The sequence below is a fragment of the Streptomyces sp. NPDC006610 genome (assembly GCF_040611575.1).
Lineage (GTDB): Bacteria > Actinomycetota > Actinomycetes > Streptomycetales > Streptomycetaceae > Streptomyces.
In genome coordinates, this window is sequence record NZ_JBEXOP010000027.1 from 18,170 (window position 1) to 38,653 (window position 20,484).

At 73.0% G+C, this 20,484-nt stretch carries 14 protein-coding genes; 9 read left to right on the forward strand and 5 right to left on the reverse strand.

The features are described from left to right. Positions 1-235 precede the first annotated feature (235 nt). Positions 236-2,401 carry a RecQ family ATP-dependent DNA helicase gene (locus ABZY13_RS21700; RefSeq protein WP_356633143.1) on the reverse strand — a complete coding sequence of 722 codons (2,166 nt, stop codon included), beginning with the start codon at positions 2,399-2,401 and terminating at the stop codon, positions 236-238. Between the two features lie 118 nt (positions 2,402-2,519). Between ABZY13_RS21700 and ABZY13_RS21705 the strand changes: the two genes are divergently transcribed. The 6 genes from ABZY13_RS21705 (at position 2,520) to ABZY13_RS21730 (ending at position 11,626) form a co-directional block, all read left to right on the forward strand. Continuing rightward, the gene (locus tag ABZY13_RS21705) at positions 2,520-4,079 is read left to right on the forward strand and encodes a DUF4192 domain-containing protein (protein WP_356633145.1); all 1,560 of its coding nucleotides are present in this window, start codon (positions 2,520-2,522) and stop codon (positions 4,077-4,079) included. Positions 4,080-4,254: 175 nt separating this feature from the next. Further along, on the forward strand, positions 4,255-5,013 hold the full coding sequence (locus tag ABZY13_RS21710) for an NUDIX hydrolase (RefSeq protein ID WP_356633147.1): 759 nt from the start codon (positions 4,255-4,257) through the stop codon (positions 5,011-5,013). 69 nt (positions 5,014-5,082) lie between these two features. Further along, positions 5,083-6,984, forward strand: coding sequence for an ABC transporter ATP-binding protein (locus ABZY13_RS21715; RefSeq protein ID WP_356633149.1), 1,902 nt, complete (start codon positions 5,083-5,085; stop codon positions 6,982-6,984). A 161-nt stretch (positions 6,985-7,145) separates the two neighbouring features. Continuing rightward, entirely contained in the window at positions 7,146-8,033 is an 888-nt protein-coding gene (locus tag ABZY13_RS21720) for a FadR/GntR family transcriptional regulator (RefSeq protein ID WP_356633151.1), read from the forward strand. A gap of 1,002 nt (positions 8,034-9,035) precedes the next feature. Further along, complete coding sequence (locus tag ABZY13_RS21725; RefSeq protein WP_356633153.1) at positions 9,036-10,583, forward strand: RNA polymerase sigma factor; 1,548 nt, start codon at positions 9,036-9,038, stop codon at positions 10,581-10,583. A 215-nt stretch (positions 10,584-10,798) separates the two neighbouring features. Next, positions 10,799-11,626: a serine protease gene (locus ABZY13_RS21730; RefSeq protein ID WP_356633155.1), complete on the forward strand. Its 828-nt coding sequence runs from the start codon at positions 10,799-10,801 to the stop codon at positions 11,624-11,626. A gap of 264 nt (positions 11,627-11,890) precedes the next feature. On the opposite strand, the gene ABZY13_RS21735 is transcribed toward ABZY13_RS21730, so the two are convergent. Beyond that, complete coding sequence (locus tag ABZY13_RS21735; protein WP_356633157.1) at positions 11,891-12,118, reverse strand: hypothetical protein; 228 nt, start codon at positions 12,116-12,118, stop codon at positions 11,891-11,893. A 441-nt stretch (positions 12,119-12,559) separates the two neighbouring features. Here ABZY13_RS21735 and ABZY13_RS21740 point away from each other — a divergent pair, with 441 nt between their 5' ends. The 3 genes from ABZY13_RS21740 (at position 12,560) to ABZY13_RS21750 (ending at position 16,881) form a co-directional block, all read left to right on the forward strand. Then, positions 12,560-14,683: a DNA topoisomerase IV subunit B gene (locus tag ABZY13_RS21740; RefSeq protein ID WP_356633159.1), complete on the forward strand. Its 2,124-nt coding sequence runs from the start codon at positions 12,560-12,562 to the stop codon at positions 14,681-14,683. A gap of 93 nt (positions 14,684-14,776) precedes the next feature. Further along, entirely contained in the window at positions 14,777-15,292 is a 516-nt protein-coding gene (locus ABZY13_RS21745) for a DUF485 domain-containing protein (protein ID WP_356633161.1), read from the forward strand. Beyond that, on the forward strand, positions 15,289-16,881 hold the full coding sequence (locus ABZY13_RS21750) for a cation acetate symporter (protein ID WP_356633163.1): 1,593 nt from the start codon (positions 15,289-15,291) through the stop codon (positions 16,879-16,881). Before ABZY13_RS21745 ends, ABZY13_RS21750 begins: the two co-directional genes overlap by 4 nt. A gap of 115 nt (positions 16,882-16,996) precedes the next feature. Here the strand turns inward: ABZY13_RS21750 and ABZY13_RS21755 are convergent, their stop codons facing one another. From ABZY13_RS21755 to ABZY13_RS21765, 3 genes are all read right to left on the reverse strand, one after another. Continuing rightward, a complete protein-coding gene (locus ABZY13_RS21755) occupies positions 16,997-17,695 on the reverse strand; it encodes a response regulator (RefSeq protein WP_356633165.1) in 699 nt (232 codons plus the stop codon). After that, positions 17,692-19,377, reverse strand: a complete 1,686-nt coding sequence (locus ABZY13_RS21760) for a sensor histidine kinase (protein WP_356633167.1) — start codon at positions 19,375-19,377, stop codon at positions 17,692-17,694. Before ABZY13_RS21760 ends, ABZY13_RS21755 begins: the two co-directional genes overlap by 4 nt. Before the next feature lie 101 nt (positions 19,378-19,478). After that, positions 19,479-20,438 (reverse strand): sucrase ferredoxin, encoded by a 960-nt coding sequence (locus ABZY13_RS21765; RefSeq protein ID WP_356633169.1) that lies wholly within the window; start codon positions 20,436-20,438, stop codon positions 19,479-19,481. Positions 20,439-20,484: the final 46 nt, after the last annotated feature.

Consider the following 20,484-nt stretch of genomic DNA (forward strand, 5'->3'; position numbering starts at 1 on the left):
CGCCCACACTGCGGGCGGGGTCGGGTTCGGGGGACGCCCACCACAGCAGAGCCCTACCTGGTCACGGGCGGGCCGTGCGGGGAGCGGACTTCAATTCTTCCTGTCGAACTTGAATGCGGCAACGAGCAATTGGGGCCACAGACCCTTATCGGGAGGTCTGTGGCTTATATCCGTACCCGGTGGGGCTCGGGTAATGCCCCGGGAAGCCGCCGCACGGGCGGGGCGGGACGCGCGGTCAGCCCTGAACGGCCAGCACCAGAGGCAACACCTCCCGCGCCCCGGCCCGTCTCAGCATGCGCGCCGAGACGGCCAGGGTCCAGCCGGTCTCCGTGAAGTCGTCCACGAGGAGCACGGGGCCCGCCGTCTCGGACAGGGCCGCGGCGAGCGCCGGCGGGACGGTCAGCGCCCCGTCGAGCGCCTTGAGCCGCTGGGCGCTGTTGCTGCGCGAGAGCCGGGGCGCGTCGGCCGCGTACTCGACCGCGCCCAGCAGCGGCAGGCGGCCGACCTGCGCGATGTGGGCGCCGAGGGACTCGATCAGCCGGGGCCGGGTGCGTGAGGCGACGGTGACGACGCCGAGCGGGCGCGGCGGGGCGTCGGCCGCTCCCGAGGCCCAGCCGCCCGGCCCCTTGGCCCAGTCGGCCAGGACACCCACGACGGCCCTCGCCACGTCGTCCGGCACCGGTCCGTCGGGCGCCTGCGGCGTGAGCATGGGCCGCAGCCGGTTGCCCCAGCCGATGTCCGACAGCCGTCCCAGCGCCCGCCCCGGCGAGGCCTGCTCCGCGGCCGGAATGCGCCCCTTGAGCGGGACCCCGATGGCCGGCAGGCCGGTCGGCCACATGCGGCGCGGCTCCACCTCGACGCCGGCCCGCCCCAGATCGCCCCGCGCGGCGTCCAGTGCCGCCTGAGACGTCCCCGCCGCGAATCGGGGGCCCGCGCAGTTGTCGCAACGGCCGCACGGCCTGGCGCCCTCGTCGTCCAGCTGTCGCTGCAGGAACTCCATCCGGCAGCCCGTCGTCGTCGCGTACTCGCGCATCGCCTGCTGCTCGGCCTTCCGCTGCCGGGCCACCCAGTCGTACCGCTCGGCGTCGTACGTCCACGGCCGGCCCGTGGCGACCCAGCCGCCCTTGACCCGGCGCACCGCCCCGTCCACGTCGAGGACCTTGAGCATGCTCTCCAGCCGGGAGCGGCGCAGCTCCACCTGCGGTTCCAGGGCGGGCAGCGACATGGGTGCGCCCGCGTGCGCCAGGACGTCCAGGGTGCGGCGCACCAGGTCCTCCGGGGGGAAGGCGAGGGAGGCGAAGTACTCCCAGATCGCCTCGTCCTCCTTCCCGGGCAGCAGGACGACCTCGGCGTGCTCGACGCCGCGTCCGGCACGTCCGACCTGCTGGTAGTAGGCGATCGGGGAGGACGGCGACCCGAGGTGGACGACGAAGCCGAGGTCGGGCTTGTCGAAGCCCATGCCGAGGGCGGAGGTGGCGACGAGCGCCTTGACCTTGTTGGCCAGCAGGTCGTCCTCGGCCTGCTGCCGGTCGGCGTTCTCCGTCTTCCCTGTGTACGCGGCGACCGTGTGGCCGCGGTGCCGCAGGAACGCGGTGACCTCCTCGGCGGCGGCCACGGTGAGGGTGTAGACGATCCCCGAGCCCGGCAGCTCGTCGAGGTGGTCGGCGAGCCAGGCCATCCGGTGCGCGGCGTCCGGCAGCCGCAGCACATGGAGGCTCAGACTCTCCCGGTCCAGCGGGCCGCGCAGCACCAGGGCGTCCGAGGAGCCGCCGGTCCCGAGCTGCTCGGCCACGTCCGCGGTGACCCGGGCGTTGGCCGTGGCGGTCGTGGCGAGCACCGGGACGCCCGGCGGCAGATCGGCGAGCATGGTGCGCAGCCGCCGGTAGTCCGGGCGGAAGTCGTGGCCCCAGTCGGAGATGCAGTGCGCCTCGTCCACCACCAGCAGTCCGGTGGCGGCGGCGAGCCGGGGGAGCACCTGGTCGCGGAAGTCCGGGTTGTTGAGCCGCTCGGGGCTGACCAGCAGGACGTCGACCTCGCCGGCGGCGATCTCCGCCTGGACCGACTCCCACTCCTCGGTGTTCGAGGAGTTGATCGTCCGGGCGTGGATGCCGGCCCGGGCCGCGGCCTCGACCTGGTTGCGCATGAGCGCGAGCAGCGGGGAGACGATCACGGTCGGTCCGCTGCCGCGGGCCCGCAGCAGCGAGGTCGCCACGAAGTAGACCGCGGACTTGCCCCACCCCGTGCGCTGCACCACCAGAGCCCGGCGCTTGTGGGCGACCAGCGCCTCGATCGCCCGCCACTGGTCCTCGCGCAGCCGTGCGGCGCCGGTCGCGTCCCCCACCAGACGGGCGAGGACGGCGTCGGCGTCGCTGCGCAGATCCGCGTTGCTCGTGTGCTCCATGCGTCCATACAACAGGACGCGACGGACGGACGACGGGTTCTCCACAGGGTGACGTGTCCCTGATCGGACTTATCCACAGGTTCGAGCGGGATTGCGCGATTCGCGGGATCGTCGCCGCATGACGAATCACAGCGAAACCACCGGATCCGCCGACGCCCACCAGGTCACGCTACGGACCCCCGCCGAACTGGCCGACGCCCTGCCCTACCTGCTCGGATACCGGCCCGAGGACAGCATCGTGCTCGTCGCCCTGCACGACAGGGGCGGGCGCGGCCGGTTCGGCGGCCGGGCCAGGCTCGGCATTCCCACCCATCCGCAGGACTGGCTCTCCGCTGCCCGGCAGCTCACGCACGGCCTGGTCGCCGGCAGCGAGCGGCGGGGCGCCCGGCCCGAGGAGATGGTCGCCTACCTCTGCCAGGAGCCGGGACCCGGGGAAACGGGCCGGCAGGTCATGGAACGCCTGCGCCCGCTGGCGCACGACCTGCGCGTCGAGTGCGGACTCCTCGACATCCCGGTGATCGACGCCCTGTGCATCTCGGACGGCCGCTTCTGGTCGTACTGCTGCGACGACCAGGCGTGCTGCCCGGACGAAGGGCTGCCCATGGGCCTGCCCGGCACCTCCGTGCTGGCCGCCGCGGCCACCTACGCCGGTGTGCAGGTGCGGGGCACGCTGCGCGAGCTGAGGGCGAGGCTGCTCCCGTGGGAGACGACGGCCGGAGTCCGGGAGCAGGAGGCCGCCCTGGACGCCGCCAATGCCGCCCTGGTCCCCAGGATGCTCGACGAGGCGGGTCGCCGCGCCGTGGCCGAGGAGACGCTGGCACTCGCCCGGCAGACCATGACCCGCCTCGCCGCGGCGCCCGCCGTCACCGGCGCGGCCCCGGCCGACCGGCGCGACGACGGACTCCTCGCGCACGACGAAGCCGCCCCGTTGATCATCGGACTCCAGGACCGCACCACACGCGACCGCGCGGCCGAGTGGATGGAGGGCGACGCGGCCGGCCCCGCCCTCCGCCTCTGGCGCGCCCTCGCCCGCCGCTGCGTCGGGCCCTACGGAGAGCACGCCGCCGCGCCGCTGACCCTGGCGGGCTGGGTCGCCTGGTCGACCGGCGACGAACTGGAGGCCAGGGAGGCCCTCGCCATGGCCCTCGGCGCGGACCCCGACTACCTCTTCGCCCGCCTCCTTCACCAGGCCGTCAACGAGGGACTGGACCCGGAGGCCCTGCGCCGCTGCCTGCGCCCGGGACGGCCCGACCGCGACCGGGCCGGGGCGGACGAATCCGGAGAGGCCGAGCCAGGAGAGGGCGAATGCGGGGAGGACGAGCGCGGGGAGGGCGGGAGCGGGGAGGGCGGGAGCGCAGAGGGCCAGGCAGGAGAATCGGCGGTGCCGGATGCCGTCGACGGCCCCAAGGTGGTGGCGCAGTCCCGCGGGACACGGTCGTGCACGTCGGAGCGGAAGGCCCCGCGGCGCCGCCGCCCGACACCGGCAGCGGGAGCCGGCATCGGGCCCGGGAGCGGACGCGGCGCAGGGACGCGTCCGTGGGCGTCCGGCAAGGGGCCGTCCGGCAACGGGCCGGCCGGCAGGGCGGCGACCGGTGAGACGGTCGGCGGTGAGGCGGTCGGCGGGAAGGCGGTGGGTGGGAAGGCAGGTAGCGGCGAGGCGGTCGGGGGTGAGGGATGAGCGGCGAGACGTGATCGGCAAGAGGGCGACGCGTCGGCGTGGCGCCCGGTGGCCCGGCCCGGTAGCCGAGGGAAGCGGCGCCGGGGGAGAAGCGTGAGCCGAACCATGCCGGACCGGCCACGATGCGGCCGACGAAGGGAGTGTTTATCGTCAGGCAGACGACTATGATCGCGGCATGCCCTACGACCCGTCAGCCTTTCCGCCCTTCGCCGTGACCGTGGACCTGGTCGTGCTGACCGTGCGCAGGCATGCCCTGTGCGCGCTGGCGGTGCGCCGGGGCGAACCCCCCTTCCAGGGGCGGTGGGCGCTCCCCGGCGGCTTCGTACGGGACGACGAGGACCTGGCCCAGGCCGCGGCGCGCGAACTGGCCGAGGAGACCGGACTGACCGTGCACGACCCGTCCGTCCCCGCCCAGGACAACGGCGCGCACCTGGAACAGCTGGCGACCTACGGCGATCCCAAGCGCGACCCGCGCATGCGCGTCGTCAGCGTCGCCCACCTCGCGCTCGCCCCCGACCTGCCCGCCCCCCGCGCGGGCGGAGACGCGGCCAACGCACGCTGGGCGCCGGTCGAGGAACTGCTGCAGCAGGGCGGCTACGACCGGGACGGCGAACCCGTGGCGCCGCTCGCCTTCGACCACGCGCAGATCCTCGCGGACGGGGTGGAGCGCGCCCGTTCCAAGATCGAGTACTCGTCGCTGGCGACGGCGTTCTGCCCGCCCGAGTTCACCGTGGGCGAGCTGCGCCGGGTCTACGAGGCGGTGTGGGGCGTGGCGCTCGACCCGCGCAACTTCCACCGCAAGGTCACGGGGACGCCCGGCTTCCTCGTGCCCACCGGCGGCACGACCACGCGCCAGGGCGGCCGTCCGGCCCAGTTGTTCCGGGCCGGCGGGGCCACGCTCCTCAACCCCCCGATGCTGCGCCCCGAGGTGTGACGCCGAGGCACGTCACCGGCAGCGCCCCGATGCCCGAAAAACCGGATATGGCACGCTATCTTGCTACGGGTGATCCAGGCCTTCGGACTGACCAGCAATCCCCGCAAGGGCCTTCCGCCCGCCCTCGACGACGTCTCCTTCGAAGCCCACGCGGGCGACGTCACCGTGCTCCTCGGGGCGTCCGGCGCAGGCAAGACCACGGCGCTCAGGCTGATGCTCGAGCTCCAACAGGGCCGGGGCATCACCTACTTCAGGGGCCGCCCCCTGCACCGCATCGCCCATCCGTCGCGCGAGGTCGGTGTGCTGCTGGGCGACCTGCCGGGGCATCCGGGCCGTACCGTCCGCGGCCATGTGAGGATGCTGTGCGCCGCTGCGGGCGTCCCGGCCCGGCGAGCCGACGAAGTCCTGGAAACCGTCGGCCTCGTCAGCCTGCGCGACGAACGCCTCGGCACCCTCTCCCGCGCCATGGACCGCCGCCTCGGCCTCGCCTGCGCCTTGCTTCCCGACCCGCACACCCTGCTGCTCGACGACCCCGCCGACGGACTCTCGGGACGGGAGAGCCGCTGGCTCCACGACATGCTCCGCGCGCACGCGGCCCAGGGCGGCACGGTGCTGCTCACCACGGCCGACCCGAAGGAGGCCGCGCGCATCGCCGACCGGGTCGTCACGCTGGAGGGGGGCAGGCTGGTGGCCGAACAGGACGCCGAGGAGTTCGCCCGCACCCGGCTGCGGCCACGCGTCGCCGTCCGCACCCCGCACGCCCCTCGCCTCGCCGCCCTGCTCACCAGGGAGGCCCGCAACGCCCACCGCTCCGTCGAGGTCGTCCAGGAGGGCGGCAACCGCCTGTCGGTGTACGGCAGTACCTGCGCCGACGTCGGCGAGACGGCGTTCCGGCACGGCATCCTCGTCCTTCAACTCGCCGACGAGATCGGTGACATGGGGCCCGGAGCGGGGGACCCCACGGACAGGGAGGGCAGGGAAGGCAGGGAGGACTGGCCGGGGAGGGGACACCAGGAGGCCAAGAAGACAGGGGCGAACGAAGAGGCTCAGGAAGCAACCGATCAAGGGGCGGCGGAAGCCACGACGAAAGGGACGGCAGCAGCGACGACGAAAGATGTGACGGCAGCGACGACGGAAGAGGCGACGGCAGGCCGTACCGCGCAGCTCCCCCCGCTCCCGCCCCCCATCTCCGTCCGCCCCGCCCCCAGCCCGCTCCGCCCGCTGCGCTACGAGTTGCGCCGGGCCGCCGGGATCAGCACCGGGTTCGTCACCGCGGCCGCCGTGCTCGTCGTCTCCGCGCTGACAGCGGTGTTCCTCGCCCGCGTCGGGCACACCCCGCAGCACCGGCTGCTCACCGCCTGGCCGAGGGAGCTGCCGCTGCCGCCCGCCGCGCTCGGCGCGGGTCTGCTCGGGGCGCTGGCCTTCGGGGACGAGTTCCGCCACCCCGCGCTGGCGGCCGACCGCGGCACCGTGCCGCGCAGGCTGGGGCTGCTGACCGCCAAACTCCTCGTCACCGGGGCCGTCGCGCTGATCCTCGCCGTCCTCACGGTGGGCTGCGACGCCGAGGTGCTCTATCTCGTCTACGGGCGGGAACTCGCCCAGGTTCCCGCCGACTGGCTGTCGCTGGGCGCGAGTTGGTTCGCGCTCATGGTCGGGTGCGCCTGGGCCGGGGTCCTCGCGGCCGGTGTCTTCCGGTCCACGACCGCCGGGCTCGCCGCCGTGGCGGCCGTGCCGATCGTCGTCGTACCCCTCGTACATAAGCTCTGGGAGGGACCATCTGTGCGGACGGCGGCCGGGATGCACGGGCGGATGCGCAAGGTGCTGCTGTCGCAGTGGCCCTTCGGGGGAGAGCGCTATCTCGAGGCCGCGGCGCGGGTGATCGGTCAACCCGTCGGGGGCGCGCTGACGTTGTCGCTGACCGCTCTGCTCTGCGCTTATCTGTTCACCACCCTGCGCGGGAGGCTCCGATGACGCCCTGCGCACCCTTCCGGTCGGGGAGTGCGCACAACTCCCTTGGGGACGCTCATTTCTTTCCGATAAGGCGTCAATTGCGACGGGGTGAGCGATCACCCTTTCGTGTGCTTTTCACCAAAGACCTCAAGGGAGTTCGGAGCGACGCCGACAAAGGATCCGTGAGTACCCTTGCGCACACCATGATGACCCCCGCCCGTTCCGCGGACTCCGGCCTCGCCGGCCCGGGCGATCTCGACCGATACCCCTTCGCGGAGGCTCCCGTTCCCGACCGTGTCGCCGCCCCCTCCTGGGAGGGCGCGGACCCCGAGCTGGGCCGGGTGAGCCGGCGCGCCGCCGGCAGCCGCGGCCGCGGACTGCACGGCCAACTCGTCCAGCAGCTGGGCCAGATGATCGTCTCCGGCGACCTGGGCGCCGACCGCCCGCTGGTGCCCGAGGAGATCGGCCAGCGGTTCGAGGTCTCCCGCACCGTCGTCCGCGAGTCGCTGCGCGTGCTGGAGGCCAAGGGCCTGGTCAGCGCCCGCCCCAACGTCGGCACGCGGGTGCGGCCGGTCAGCGACTGGAATCTGCTCGACCCCGACATCATCGAATGGCGGGCCTTCGGGCCGCAGCGCGACGATCAGCGCCGTGAGCTGAGCGAGCTGCGCTGGACGATCGAGCCGCTCGCCGCGCGCCTGGCCGCCGGACACGGGCGCGAGGACGTGCAGCAGCGGCTCAACGACATGGTGGAGATCATGGGCCACGCCCTGGGACAGGGGGACGCGCTCACCTTCTCCCGGGCCGACTCCGAGTTCCACTCGCTGCTCATCCAGATCGCCGGCAACCGCATGCTGGAGCACCTCTCCGGCATCGTCTCCGCCGCGCTCCAGGTCTCCGGCGGCCCGGTCACCGGCTGCGACCGGCCGACCGAGGCGTCCCTCGCGCACCACGCCCGGATCGTCGACGCCGTGGTGGCGGGCGACGGCCCGGCTGCGGAGGCGGCCATGCGCCAGCTGCTGACGGTCCACCCCGAGGTCGAGCGAGTGGTCCCCGCGCCACGCGAACACTGACCGCGCACCCCGCGTGCCATGGCCCCGGACGCCTCCCGCCGCACGGCCACGCCGTCGACCTTCCCGGCCCCGGGTCCCCTCCCCGGTCCGGAACCGCATCGGCAGCCGACGACAGGCAGTCGTCACCGTGAGGCAGGGAATCCGTCACCCTCGGCAGGGCCGGGTGCCCCGCCCGGTCGGGGCGGTACCACGCCCGGTCGGGGACGGCCGTACTACCGGACGGTTGCCGACACCGCCCGGCCGGCGGCCGTCGTACGACCGGGAGCCGCCGGTGCCGTCCGGTCGGCGGTCGTCGTACGAGGGGCAGGGCCGGTTCGGTCCGGTACGGGGTCGTCGCGGCGGCGAAGGACCGCCGTCCGCGCTCGGCCGGGGAACGTCCGTCACCGGAGGGATGCCGTCACCGCTCGGTCGGACCTCGCCGCACCGCCCACCGGCCGGCCGGGCGCCAATGCCGTCCCCTCACCCCCTCCGTCGCCGCCGGCGGCCGGACGGCAGCCCGCACCACGCCAACCGCCTCCACACCCGCCCCGTCACCCCGGGACCGGACCGGGCGGCATCGGCGGCCTGGCGGCCTCGGCGGATGCGTGCGGCATCGGCGAGGGAGCGCCGCGGCGGCCTCCGGTGCGGCCCCGAAGCCGCGTCGAGGACGGCTGACGGCGTGCCGAGGACGGTCGACGGCGCTCCCCGTACGCTCCCCGTATGCCCGCAGGGCACCCCCGAAGGCTCCCCAGGGCCACAAGTAGACCCCTTGTGTCCGTGTCTGATCGGTTTAGACCGCTTACGGGGTGTGACTCGGGCCACGCAGATTGGGCGTAACGCTCGTGGAAACAACGCGATGACCTAAGAGGTGACAGCCGCGGAGGGAATACGGACGCCGTCAACGGCGCTGTGCATCTTCCCGGCCCCCGCCCGCGCCGTCGGCCCATCCCCAAGCCGGCGGTCGGCTCCTGTCCGTCATGGACGGGGCCGGAAGTCGTTTTCCAACGTTCCGAGAGGTTGTTCGTGTCGGCCAGCACATCCCGTACGCTCCCGCCGGAGATCGCCGAGTCCGTCTCTGTCATGGCGCTCATTGAGCGGGGAAAGGCTGAGGGGCAGATCGCCGGCGATGACGTGCGTCGGGCCTTCGAAGCTGACCAGATTCCGGCCACTCAGTGGAAGAACGTACTGCGCAGCCTCAACCAGATCCTCGAGGAAGAGGGTGTGACGCTGATGGTCAGTGCCGCGGAACCCAAGCGCACCCGAAAGAGCGTCGCAGCGAAGAGTCCGGCCAAGCGCACCGCCACCAAGACGGTGGCGGCGAAGACGGTGGCCACGCGCAAGACCGCCGCCGCCTCGGCCGCCCCCCCGGCCGCGCCCGCCGCCGACGATCCGGCAGAGGAAACCGCGCCCGCGAAGAAGGCCGCAGCCAAGAAGACGACCGCCAAGAAGGCGGCGCCCGCGAAGAAGACCGCCGCCGCCAAGAAGGCCGCGCCCGCGAAGAAGACCGCCGCCAAGAAGGACGACGTCGAGCTTCTCGAGGAAGAGGTGCTCGAAGAGGCGCCCAAGGCCGGCGACGAGCCGGAGGGCACCGAGAGCGCCGGGTTCGTACTGTCCGACGAGGACGAGGACGACGCGCCCGCCCAGCAGGTCGCCGCCGCCGGCGCCACGGCCGACCCGGTCAAGGACTACCTCAAGCAGATCGGCAAGGTCCCGCTGCTCAACGCCGAGCAGGAGGTCGAACTCGCCAAGCGCATCGAGGCCGGTCTGTTCGCCGAGGACAAGCTGGCCAACTCCGACAAGCTCGCGCCCAAGCTCAAGCGCGAACTGGAGATCATCGCCGAGGACGGCCGCCGCGCCAAGAACCACCTCCTGGAGGCCAACCTCCGTCTGGTGGTGTCCCTGGCCAAGCGCTACACCGGCCGCGGCATGCTCTTCCTGGACCTGATCCAGGAGGGCAACCTCGGTCTGATCCGCGCGGTGGAGAAGTTCGACTACACCAAGGGCTACAAGTTCTCCACGTACGCGACCTGGTGGATCCGTCAGGCGATCACCCGCGCGATGGCCGACCAGGCCCGCACCATCCGTATCCCGGTGCACATGGTCGAGGTCATCAACAAGCTCGCGCGCGTGCAGCGCCAGATGCTCCAGGACCTGGGCCGCGAGCCCACCCCGGAGGAGCTGGCCAAGGAGCTCGACATGACCCCGGAGAAGGTCATCGAGGTCCAGAAGTACGGCCGCGAGCCCATCTCGCTGCACACTCCGCTGGGCGAGGACGGCGACAGCGAGTTCGGCGACCTGATCGAGGACTCCGAGGCCGTCGTGCCGGCCGACGCGGTCAGCTTCACGCTCCTGCAGGAGCAGCTGCACTCCGTCCTCGACACCCTGTCCGAGCGCGAGGCGGGCGTCGTCTCCATGCGCTTCGGTCTCACCGACGGCCAGCCGAAGACCCTGGACGAGATCGGCAAGGTCTACGGCGTGACGCGTGAGCGCATCCGCCAGATCGAGTCCAAGACCATGTCGAAGCTGCGCCACCCGTCGCGCTCCCAGGTGCTGCGCGACTACCTCGACTGATCCGCAGTCCCCGGGTCGCGCCGGCTCCGGGACCGCACCACGCCGAAGGCCCGGCCCCCGCTCGTGTGACGACGCGGGGCCGGGCCTTCGCGCTGTGGACGTCCTGCCGGCGCGCGTCGTGGCGGCGGTCCCGCACGCCGCGCCGCGCGGGTGCGGGCATCGGTGGGGTGGATCACCCTAGGTTTCTCATGACCACCCCAGAGTGAGGAGCGCGCATGAGAGGTTCCGTTGCCCGTGCGCTGTCCCGGCCGTTGGTGCTGGCGGCCGTGGTGACCGCGATACCGCTGGCCTCCGCCACCCCGGCCGCCGCCGACCGCGTCGTCGTCGGCGGGTTCGCCGCCGACGCGTCCGACAGTCCCTGGACGGTGGCGCTGGCCAGCCGTGCCCGGTTCGGGGGCACGAGGTCGGGGCAGTTCTGCGGCGCCGTCGTCGTCGGCCGCAGCACCGTACTCACCGCGGCCCACTGTCTGTCCGAGGAGGTTCTCGGGGCGCCCCCGAAGCGGGTCGCCGACCTCAAGGTCGTCGCGGGCCGCACGGATCTGCGCTCGTCCAAGGGACGGGAGATCCCCGTGCGCAAGGTCTGGGTGAATCCGGGCTACGACGAACTCAGCAACGCCGGTGACTTCGCCGTGCTCACCCTCGCCAAGCGGCTCGAGAAGCGCGCGGTGATCCGGATGGCCCCGCCGCGGGACCCCGCCTACGCCGTCGGCACCGAGGCGACGGTCTACGGGTGGGGGGATGCGACGGGCACGGGCGCGTACTCGGACAGGCTGCGGGCCGCGCGGGTGCGGGTGCTGGCCGACAAGGTGTGCGCGAAGGCGTACCCGGGCGGCGGGGGCGGCACCTACAAGGCGGCCGCCATGCTCTGTGCGGGGCGGCAGGAGGGCGGCCGGGACGCCTGCCAGGGGGACAGCGGGGGGCCGCTGGTGGCCCGGGGCAAGCTGATCGGCCTGGTGTCCTGGGGGAGCGGCTGCGGGCGGGCCGGGAGTCCGGGCGTCTACACCCGGGTGTCCGACGTCATGCGCAAGCTCGGCTGGGTCTGAGCCCCGCAAGACCGCGGTCCTGCGGGCACGAGGACGGGCGGCAGCCCCTCTGGGAGGGACGGCCGCCCGCTCTCATCCGCCGGTAAGGAGTCCGCCGGTGCGGAGTCCATCTGCAGGGGTTCCTCCTGTCCGGGGTCCCCTCGTCGGGGGCCCGCCTGTGCGGAACCCATCTCTACGGAGTCCGTCTGCGCGGCATCCGTCTGTACGGCATCCGTCTGTACGGCATCCGTCTGTACGGAGCTGGCTCGTCGTGGACGCGAGGTGTCAGCGCTCTTCTTCGGGAGCGGCCGGAGCGGACGTGAGCCGCTCCGTCTCGTCCTGTATCTCAGCGGCGATCTTCTTGAGTTCCGGCTCGAACTTGCGACCGTGGTGGGCGCAGAAGAGCAGTTCTCCGCCGCTCAGCAGGACGACGCGCAGGTATGCCTGGGCGCCGCAGCGGTCGCAGCGATCAGCGGCCGTCAGCGGGCTCGCGGGGGTCAGAACAGTAGTCACGTCGCCTCTTCTCTAGCTCGACGAGCTGTCGTACCAGGGTCAACATCCAACCAGCCCCAAAACGTTCCCGCTCGTGGCTTCTCCTCGAAAATTTTTTCCGAGTCGGCTGTCTGCTGCCGGTTGGCGGCGAATGTGCCGTATTGCGTGTCTATGTGTCTTACGGGTTCGCACTCATGGTCGGTCCGGTCCTCCCGGCTGGGTTGCCGGTGTGTTCATGAGGACGTGCCCGGAGCCTAAATGGTTCATGCCTCGAAGGGAACGTGATATGTGCTTCACCCCAACGAGGGATCGAACAAGCATGCGACCGTGGACTAGTCTGTGTTTCCGCACGAGGGTGGCGTTACAACGGCTCTACCAGGGCTGGGTACCCTCTGAGCGGCTACCCGAGCCGCGCCCTTACCCTTCCGGGGCCGAGACAAAATTCAGCGAGGAGCGAACCGCGTGACCGCCGAGACGTCCGTGCCGTCCACAGCGCTGCTGGCAGGAGCAGACCGGGACGGTTCCAACTACACCGCGCGGCACCTGCTCGTCCTCGAAGGGCTCGAGGCCGTCCGCAAGCGCCCCGGCATGTACATCGGATCCACGGACAGCCGTGGCCTGATGCACTGCCTCTGGGAGATCATCGACAACTCCGTGGACGAGGCCCTCGGCGGATACTGCGACCACATCGAGGTGATCCTGCACGACGACGCGTCGGTCGAGGTGCGGGACAACGGCCGTGGCATCCCGGTCGACGTCGAGCCCAAGACCGGCCTGTCCGGCGTCGAGGTCGTGATGACCAAGCTGCACGCCGGCGGCAAGTTCGGCGGCGGCTCCTACGCGGCCTCCGGCGGTCTGCACGGCGTCGGCGCCTCCGTGGTGAACGCCCTGTCCGCGCGGCTCGACGTCGAGGTGGACCGCGGCGGCCACACCCACGCCATCAGCTTCCGGCGCGGCGTCCCCGGCGAATTCGCCGCCCTGGGCCCCGACGCGAAGTTCGCCCCCGGCAGCGGCCTGCGCAAGACCAGGCGAATCCCCAAGACCCGCACAGGCACCCGTGTGCGCTACTGGGCCGACCGGCAGATCTTCCTGAAGGACGCCAAGCTCTCCCTGGAGAACCTGCACCAGCGCGCCCGCCAGACCGCCTTCCTCGTCCCCGGCCTGACCATCGTCGTCCGCGACGAGTACGGCCTCGGCGACGGCGGCAGCAAGGGTGAGGAGTCCTTCCGCTTCGACGGCGGCATCAGCGAGTTCTGCGAGTACCTGGCGAGCGACAAGCCCATCTGCGACGTCCTCCGCTTCTCCGGCCAGGGATCCTTCAAGGAGACCGTGCCCGTCCTCGACGAGCACGGCCAGATGACCCCCACCGAGGTCACCCGGGAACTCGGCGTCGACGTCGCGCTGCGCTGGGGCACCGGCTACGACACCACGGTCCGGTCGTTCGTCAACATCATCGCGACCCCCAAGGGCGGCACCCACGTCGCCGGCTTCGAGCAGGCGATCGCGCGGACGATGAACGAGGTGCTGCGCGCCAAGAAGCTGCTGCGCGTCGCCGAGGACGACGTCGTCAAGGACGACGCCCTGGAGGGCCTCACCGCGGTCGTCACCGTCCGTCTCGCCGAGCCCCAGTTCGAGGGGCAGACCAAGGAGGTGCTCGGCACCTCGGCGGCCCGCCGGATCGTGAACACCGTCGTCGCCAAGGAACTCAAGGCGTTCCTGACCGCCACCAGGCGTGACGCCGCCCAGCAGGCGCGCGTGGTGATGGAGAAGGTCGTCGCCGCCGCCCGCACCCGCATCGCGGCCCGCCAGCACAAGGACGCCCAGCGCCGGAAGACCGCCCTGGAGTCCTCCTCGCTGCCCGCCAAGCTCGCCGACTGCCGCAGCGACGACGTGGACCGCAGCGAGCTGTTCATCGTCGAGGGCGACTCCGCGCTCGGCACCGCCAAGCTCGCCCGCAACTCCGAGTTCCAGGCGTTGCTGCCGATCCGGGGCAAGATCCTCAACGTCCAGAAGTCGTCCGTCACGGACATGCTCAAGAACGCCGAGTGCGGGGCGATCATCCAGGTCATAGGAGCGGGATCGGGCCGGACGTTCGACATCGACGCCGCCCGATACGGCAAGATCATCATGATGACCGACGCCGATGTGGACGGCTCCCACATCCGCTGCCTGCTGCTGACGCTGTTCCAGCGCTACATGCGGCCCATGGTCGAGGCCGGCCGGGTCTTCGCCGCGGTGCCGCCACTGCACCGCATCGAACTGGTCCAGCCGAAGAAGGGCCAGGACAAGTACGTGTACACGTACTCGGACCGCGAACTGCGCGACAGGCTCATGGAATTCCAGACCAAGGGCATCCGGTACAAGGACTCGATCCAGCGCTACAAGGGCCTCGGCGAGATGGACGCCGACCAGCTGGCCGAGACGACCATGGACCCGCGCCACCGCACCCTGCGCCGGATCAACCTGTCCGACCTGGAGGCCGCCGAGCAGGTCTTCGACCTCCTCATGGGCAACGACGTCGCCCCGCGCAAGGAGTTCATCTCCAACTCGGCGGCGACCCTGGACCGGTCGCGCATCGACGCGTGAGGGCCACGGCGGCCAGGGCGCCGGGTCACTGGATGGGGTGAAGGGGACGGGGAAGATAAGTCCTGAATCTTCCCGTTCTGTCCATGCTGGGGCATGAGTATCGAGTACGACGATCCCTGGCACGACACACCGATCTCCCAGGACGACGCACTGGCCACCGGGTGCGACGCACCGGCCTCCGGCCGGGGTGACGCGGGCGGCGGCACGACGGCGCCCGCGACCGCCGTACCGACGCCCCGCGCGGCCGTTCGCGGGCCCGCGCGCGGGGCGGTCACCGCGGCCGACGTCTATCTGGAGGTCCAGCGCAGCGCGGCCTTCCGCGAGGTGCGCAGCCGGTACCGCAGGTTCGTCGTGCCCGCCGTGGCCGGATTCCTCCTCTGGTACCTGGCGTACGTCGTCGCCGCCATCAGCGCGCCGCGGCTGATGGCCCGGCCCGTGGCGGGCGCGGTCAACGTGGCGATGCTCGCCGGGCTGGGCCAGTTCCTCACCACGTTCCTGCTGACCTGGGCGTACGCCCGGCACGCCCGCCTTCGCCGGGACCGTGCCGCCCTGGAACTGCGCTGGGACACCCAGGAACTGACCAGGACCGCGGGAAGCGGCACCTCATGACGGGCAGTCACCACACCTTCTCACTGCTCCTGTTCGCCGCGTTCGTCGCCGCCACCCTCGCCATCACCACCTGGGCCAGCCGCAACCGACAGGGTTCGGCCGAGGAGTTCTACGCCGGTGGACGTCTGTTCTCGCCGATGGAGAATGGTTTCGCCATCGCGGGCGACTACATGTCCGCAGCCTCCTTCCTGGGCGTCTCCGGGCTGATCGCCCTGTTCGGCTACGACGGGCTGCTCTACTTGGTGGGCTTCCTCGTGGCCTGGCTCCTCGTGCTCCTCCTGGTCGCCGAACTCGTGCGCAACTGCGGCCGGTTCACGCTGGCCGACGTGGTCGCCGCGCGGATGCGGGAGCGGCCGGTGCGGATCGCTGCCGGTACCTCCTGCGTCGTCGTGTCCCTGCTCTACCTGGTGGCGCAGATGGTGGGCGCGGGCAGTCTGGTCGCACTGCTGATGGGCGGGAGCGGCGAGGCGGCGCGGTCGTGGACGGTCGTCGGCGTCGGCGCGCTGATGGTGGTCTACGTGTCGCTGGGCGGGATGCGGGCCACCACGTGGATCCAGATCGTCAAGGCGGTCCTGCTGATCGGCGGGGCCATCACGCTCACCGTGCTCGTCCTGGCGCGCTTCCACGGCGACGTCGACCAGCTGCTGCGCTCGGCGGCGGCACGCAGCGGCCACGGCGAGGCGTTCCTCGCGCCGGGCCTGAAGTACGGCGGTGACTGGACGGCCCGCCTGGACTTCATCAGCCTCGGTCTCGCCCTGGTACTCGGCACCGCCGGGCTGCCGCACATCCTCTCCAGGTTCTACACCGTGCCCACCGCGCGGGCGGCCCGCCGGTCGGCCGTCTGGGCCATCGGACTCATCGGCGGCTTCTATCTGATGACGATCGTCCTCGGTCTCGGCGCCGCCGCCGTCGTCGGACCGGACGCCGTACGGGAGTCCAACGCCGCCGGGAACACGGCCGTACCCCTGCTGGCGCTCGACCTGGGCGGCGGCGCGGACTCGACGGGCGGCGCCGTGCTGTTCGCCGTCGTCGCGGCCGTCGCCTTCGCCACCATCCTCGCCGTGGTCGCCGGGGTCACCCTCGCCTCCTCGGCGTCCGTCGCCCACGACCTGTATGCGTCCCTGCGGCGCCGGGGCACCGCGCCGCGCGGCGAGGTGGCGGTGGCGCGCGCCGCGGCCGTCGGCACCGGCGTCGCCGCCATCGCCCTCGGCCTGCTCGCCCGCGACCTCAATGTCGCCATCCTGGTCGGCCTCGCCTTCGCCGTCGCCGCGTCCGCGAACCTTCCCGCGCTGCTCTACGCGCTGTTCTGGCGCCGCTTCACCACCCGGGGCGCGGTGTGGTCCGTCTACGGCGGCCTCGTCCCGGCGGTCGCCCTCGTCCTGCTCTCGCCGGTCGTGTCCGGCAGCCCCGACGCGCTCTTCCCCGGCGTCGACTTCCAGTGCTTCCCGCTGAACAATCCCGGCTTGGTCTCCGTCCCGCTGGGCTTCCTCGCCGGCTGGCTCGGCACGGTCACGTCCGACGAGGAGCCGGACGAGGCCAGGCACGCGGAGACGGAGGTGCGGTCGCTGACGGGGGCGGGGGCCGTGTAGGGCGCGCCGGTCCGGGCGGGTCCGCAAGGCCGGTCCCGGCCGGGGCTGCCCGGGCCGGTTCGGGCGGGGACCGACAGGGGGCGGACCGCGCGGGGTGTTCCGGCCGGTCCGGGGTCTACCCGGCCCGGCCGCGGGTCGCCCACGCGTAACGGTGCTCCGGGCGGCCCGCGTCGCCGTATCTCAGGCTCAGCGTGGCGCGTCCCGTGCGCTCCAGGAGCTTCAGATAGCGCTGGGCGGTCTGGCGGCTCACCCCCGTCCGCTCGGCGATCTCCTGGGCCGACAGCGGTCCCTCCGCGTTGATCAGGCACTGCCGTACCATCTCCGCCGTGGTGGGGGAGTGGCCCTTGGGCAGCTGGGGCTCGGAGGGCGTGGACAGGGCGGCGAAGATCTGGTCCACCTGCGCCTGCTCCGCCTCGCCGCCGTCGTCCAGGGTGCGGCGCAGGTGCGCGTACGCCTCCAGCCTGGCGCGCAGGCCCGCGAAGGCGAACGGCTTGACCAGGTACTGCAGCGCGCCGTGCCGCATCGCCTCCCGCACGGTGGCGACGTCACGGGCGGCCGTCACCATGATCACGTCGGTCCCGAGGCCGCGCCGGCGCATCTCCCGGACGACCGCCAGACCCGTGCCGTCGGGCAGGTAGTGGTCCATCAGCACCAGATCGACCCGGGGCAGCGTCTCCAGCCGCCGCAGCGCCTCGTCCGCGCTGTGCGCCTCCCCGGCGACGTGGAAGCCGGGCACCTTCGCGACGTACGCGGCGTTCACCCGCGCGACCCGGGTGTCGTCGTCCACGACCAAGACCTCGATCGTCCCGGTCATCGCGCCCCCTCCTCGCCGGTCGGTCGGGCGGCCGGCACGGCGAGCGCCGGCTGCGGCCCCGCCGACGGCCCCGGTTCGGTCAGCGCCTCGGGCAGGACGACGGTGAACTCCGCGCCGCCGCCCGCCGCCTCGCCCACCGTCACGGCGCCGCCCTGCCGCTCGGCCAACCTGCGCACCAGGGACAGCCCGAGGCCGCGCTCACGGTGCGCGGGCGGCGCCTTCGTGGACCACCCCTCCGTGAAGATCACCTCACGCCGGTCGGCCGGGACGCCCGGTCCCGAGTCGCGCACCCGCAGCACCACGCCCCGCCCCTCGGCGTGCACATCGACCTCCACGCGCGCGTGCGGCGCACCGGCCGCCGCGTCCAGCGCGTTGTCCACCAGGTTGCCGGCGATCGTCACCAGCTCCCTGGAGTCGACCAGCCGGTCCGGCAGCCGCGAGCCGTCGGAGATCCGCAGACCCACGCCCCGCTCGGCCGCCACGGTCGCCTTGCCCACCAGCAGCGCGGTGAGCAGCGGGTCGCCGATCCTCTCGGTCACCTCCTCCGCGGTGGCCCGGTGCTCGCCGACCGCCTCCCCCACGAACTCCAGCGCGTCGTCGTACATCTCCAGCTCCAGCAGGCCCAGGAGCGTGTGCATGCGGTTGGCGTGCTCGTGGTCCTGGGCGCGCAGGGCGTCGATCAGGCCGCGGGTGGCGTCCAGCTCCCGGCCGAGCCGCTCCAGTTCGGTGCGGTCGCGCAGGGTGGCGACGGCGCCGCCGTCGTCCGTGGGCATGCGGTTGGCGACCAGCACGCGCCGGCCGCGGACCGTGAGCAGGTCGGCGCCCGTGACCCGGCCGGCCAGCACGTCCGCGGCGCGTCCGGCGCCGAGCGCCTCGTCGGGGGAGCGGCCCACGGCCTCGTCGCCGAGGTCCAGCAGGCGCCGCGCCTCGTCGTTCAGCAGGCGGATGCGGCCGGAGCGGTCCAGGGCGACGACACCCTCCCGGATGCCGTGCAGCATCGCCTCGCGCTCCGCGAGCAGCCCCGCGATGTCCGAGAACGCCAGGTCGCGGGTCTGCCGCTGGACCCTGCGCGCGATCAGCCAGGCCGCCAGGGAGCCGACGGCGAGGGCGCCGCCGGCGTACGCCAGCAGCTCGGGGATCGCGTGCAGAAGCCGCGCGCGGACGCTGTCGTAGGCGATGCCGACCGAGACCGCGCCCACGATCCGACCGCCCGAGTCGCGCAACGGCACCTTGCCGCGCGCGGAGCGGCCCAGGGTGCCCTCGTCGATCTCCATGACCTCCCGGCCGGCGAGCGCGGCACCGGGATCGGTCGACACATGGCGGCCGATCCGCGCGCGGTCGGGGTGCGACCAGCGCACGCCCCGCCGGTCCATCACGACGACGTACTCGGCGCCGGCGGCCCTGCGGATGCGTTCCGCCTCCCGCTGGACCGGACCGTCCGCCGTCGCCGGCGTGGCACGGAGGTCCTCGGCGAGCCGGGGCCGGGCCGCGGTGGTCTGGGCGATGGCGAGTGCGCGGCGCATGGCCTGGTCGTCCAGCTGGTCGCCGAGCGGCGCGAGGAACAGCCCGGTCGCGAGCACCGCGACGCCCGCGGCGATCGCCACCTGCATCAGCAGCACCTGCGAGAACGCCCGGCGGGGCAGAACGAGACGCAGGCGGCGGGCGTGGGAGGTGGTGCGCATACCCACGACGGTACGTGGGCGCGCCCCGAGGCCGAAGACCCCGGACGGGGAGCCCACGGGGCGCGCGCGACGGCGTGAGCCCCGGCGTGCGAGCGCGAAGGTCAGCTCGCGAGCGCCGCGTGCCGCAGTTCGCGCACCGCCACCACGTCCATGCGCGCCGGAGCGCCCAGCACGGACGTCCCGCAGCTCTCGGCCCGGGGCGGCTCGGACGCGGTCTGGGCCACGACGACCCGCCAGTGGCGCCCGTCGGCGTGGGCGACGGTCACCTCCCAGTGGCGGGCCGGGCCGTCCGTCCGTGCCGCGGGCGCGGTCCGCACGACGGTCAGCGCCTGCGCGGCGTACTCCCCGGCGGCCGCGCGGACGGCCAGTTCGGCCGCCTGGCCGGGCCGCTCCCAGGCGGAGCTGCCGCGGCAGCCGTCCACCACGATCCGGCCCTCCCGGACGCCCTGGAGGACCTCCTTGACGGTGTGGGCCTCGGCCCGGCCGTAGGCGTAGCCGTACGGCAGGACGAGCACGGTCGGCGAGAAACGGTGGCCGCCCAGATGGGTGACCTCCCAGACGCCCTCCACGCCCGAGGCGGCCAGCTCGGCCGCGAGGGGGCGGCCCAGCAGGGCGCAGCAGCGGTCGCGCTTGCCGTTGGTGCAGACCAGGGCGAGGGGATCGCCGGTGTGGGGCAGGCCACCGAGGCGGGTGTCGAAAGTGTGCGAGTCACCCATGCCGAGGGCGGTGAAGTCGAGGTCGAGCAGCCCGCTCGGGTCGGTGGTCGTGGCGGTGCGCACCCATGCGTTGCCGGGCGTCGTGTGGGCGGCGTACACCCTGCGTACCTCGGGGGTGCGGCTGTCGGCGTGCCGCCCCGCGCGGCGGATGAGCGCGATGCGGACGCCCGTGCCCTTGGCAGCGGCCTCCAGCGCACGGCCCAAGCGGGGGTCCAGGTGGCTGGAGGTGAGCGCCCGCGCGCCCCAGGGACCCGGCTGCTCCAGCAGGAGCCAGGTCCTGGCGGTGGCCGCGGTTCCGGAAACGGGCTCGTCGAGGTCCCGCGAGACGGTCGCACACGTACTCACGAAGGTGAGCCTAACCTGAGTTTGTCCGACGCGCCTTTCGAATGGG

Bases quoted from the DNA above. Each gene is read 5' to 3' on its own strand.
- ABZY13_RS21700 (WP_356633143.1), bottom strand. From the start codon at position 2,401: ATGGAGCACACGAGCAACGCGGATCTGCGCAGCGACGCCGACGCCGTC.
- ABZY13_RS21705 (WP_356633145.1), top strand. From the start codon at position 2,520: ATGACGAATCACAGCGAAACCACCGGATCCGCCGACGCCCACCAGGTC.
- ABZY13_RS21710 (WP_356633147.1), top strand. From the start codon at position 4,255: ATGCCCTACGACCCGTCAGCCTTTCCGCCCTTCGCCGTGACCGTGGAC.
- ABZY13_RS21730 (WP_356633155.1), top strand. From the start codon at position 10,799: ATGAGAGGTTCCGTTGCCCGTGCGCTGTCCCGGCCGTTGGTGCTGGCG.
- ABZY13_RS21745 (WP_356633161.1), top strand. From the start codon at position 14,777: ATGAGTATCGAGTACGACGATCCCTGGCACGACACACCGATCTCCCAG.
- ABZY13_RS21750 (WP_356633163.1), top strand. From the start codon at position 15,289: ATGACGGGCAGTCACCACACCTTCTCACTGCTCCTGTTCGCCGCGTTC.
- ABZY13_RS21755 (WP_356633165.1), bottom strand. From the start codon at position 17,695: ATGACCGGGACGATCGAGGTCTTGGTCGTGGACGACGACACCCGGGTC.
- ABZY13_RS21760 (WP_356633167.1), bottom strand. From the start codon at position 19,377: ATGCGCACCACCTCCCACGCCCGCCGCCTGCGTCTCGTTCTGCCCCGC.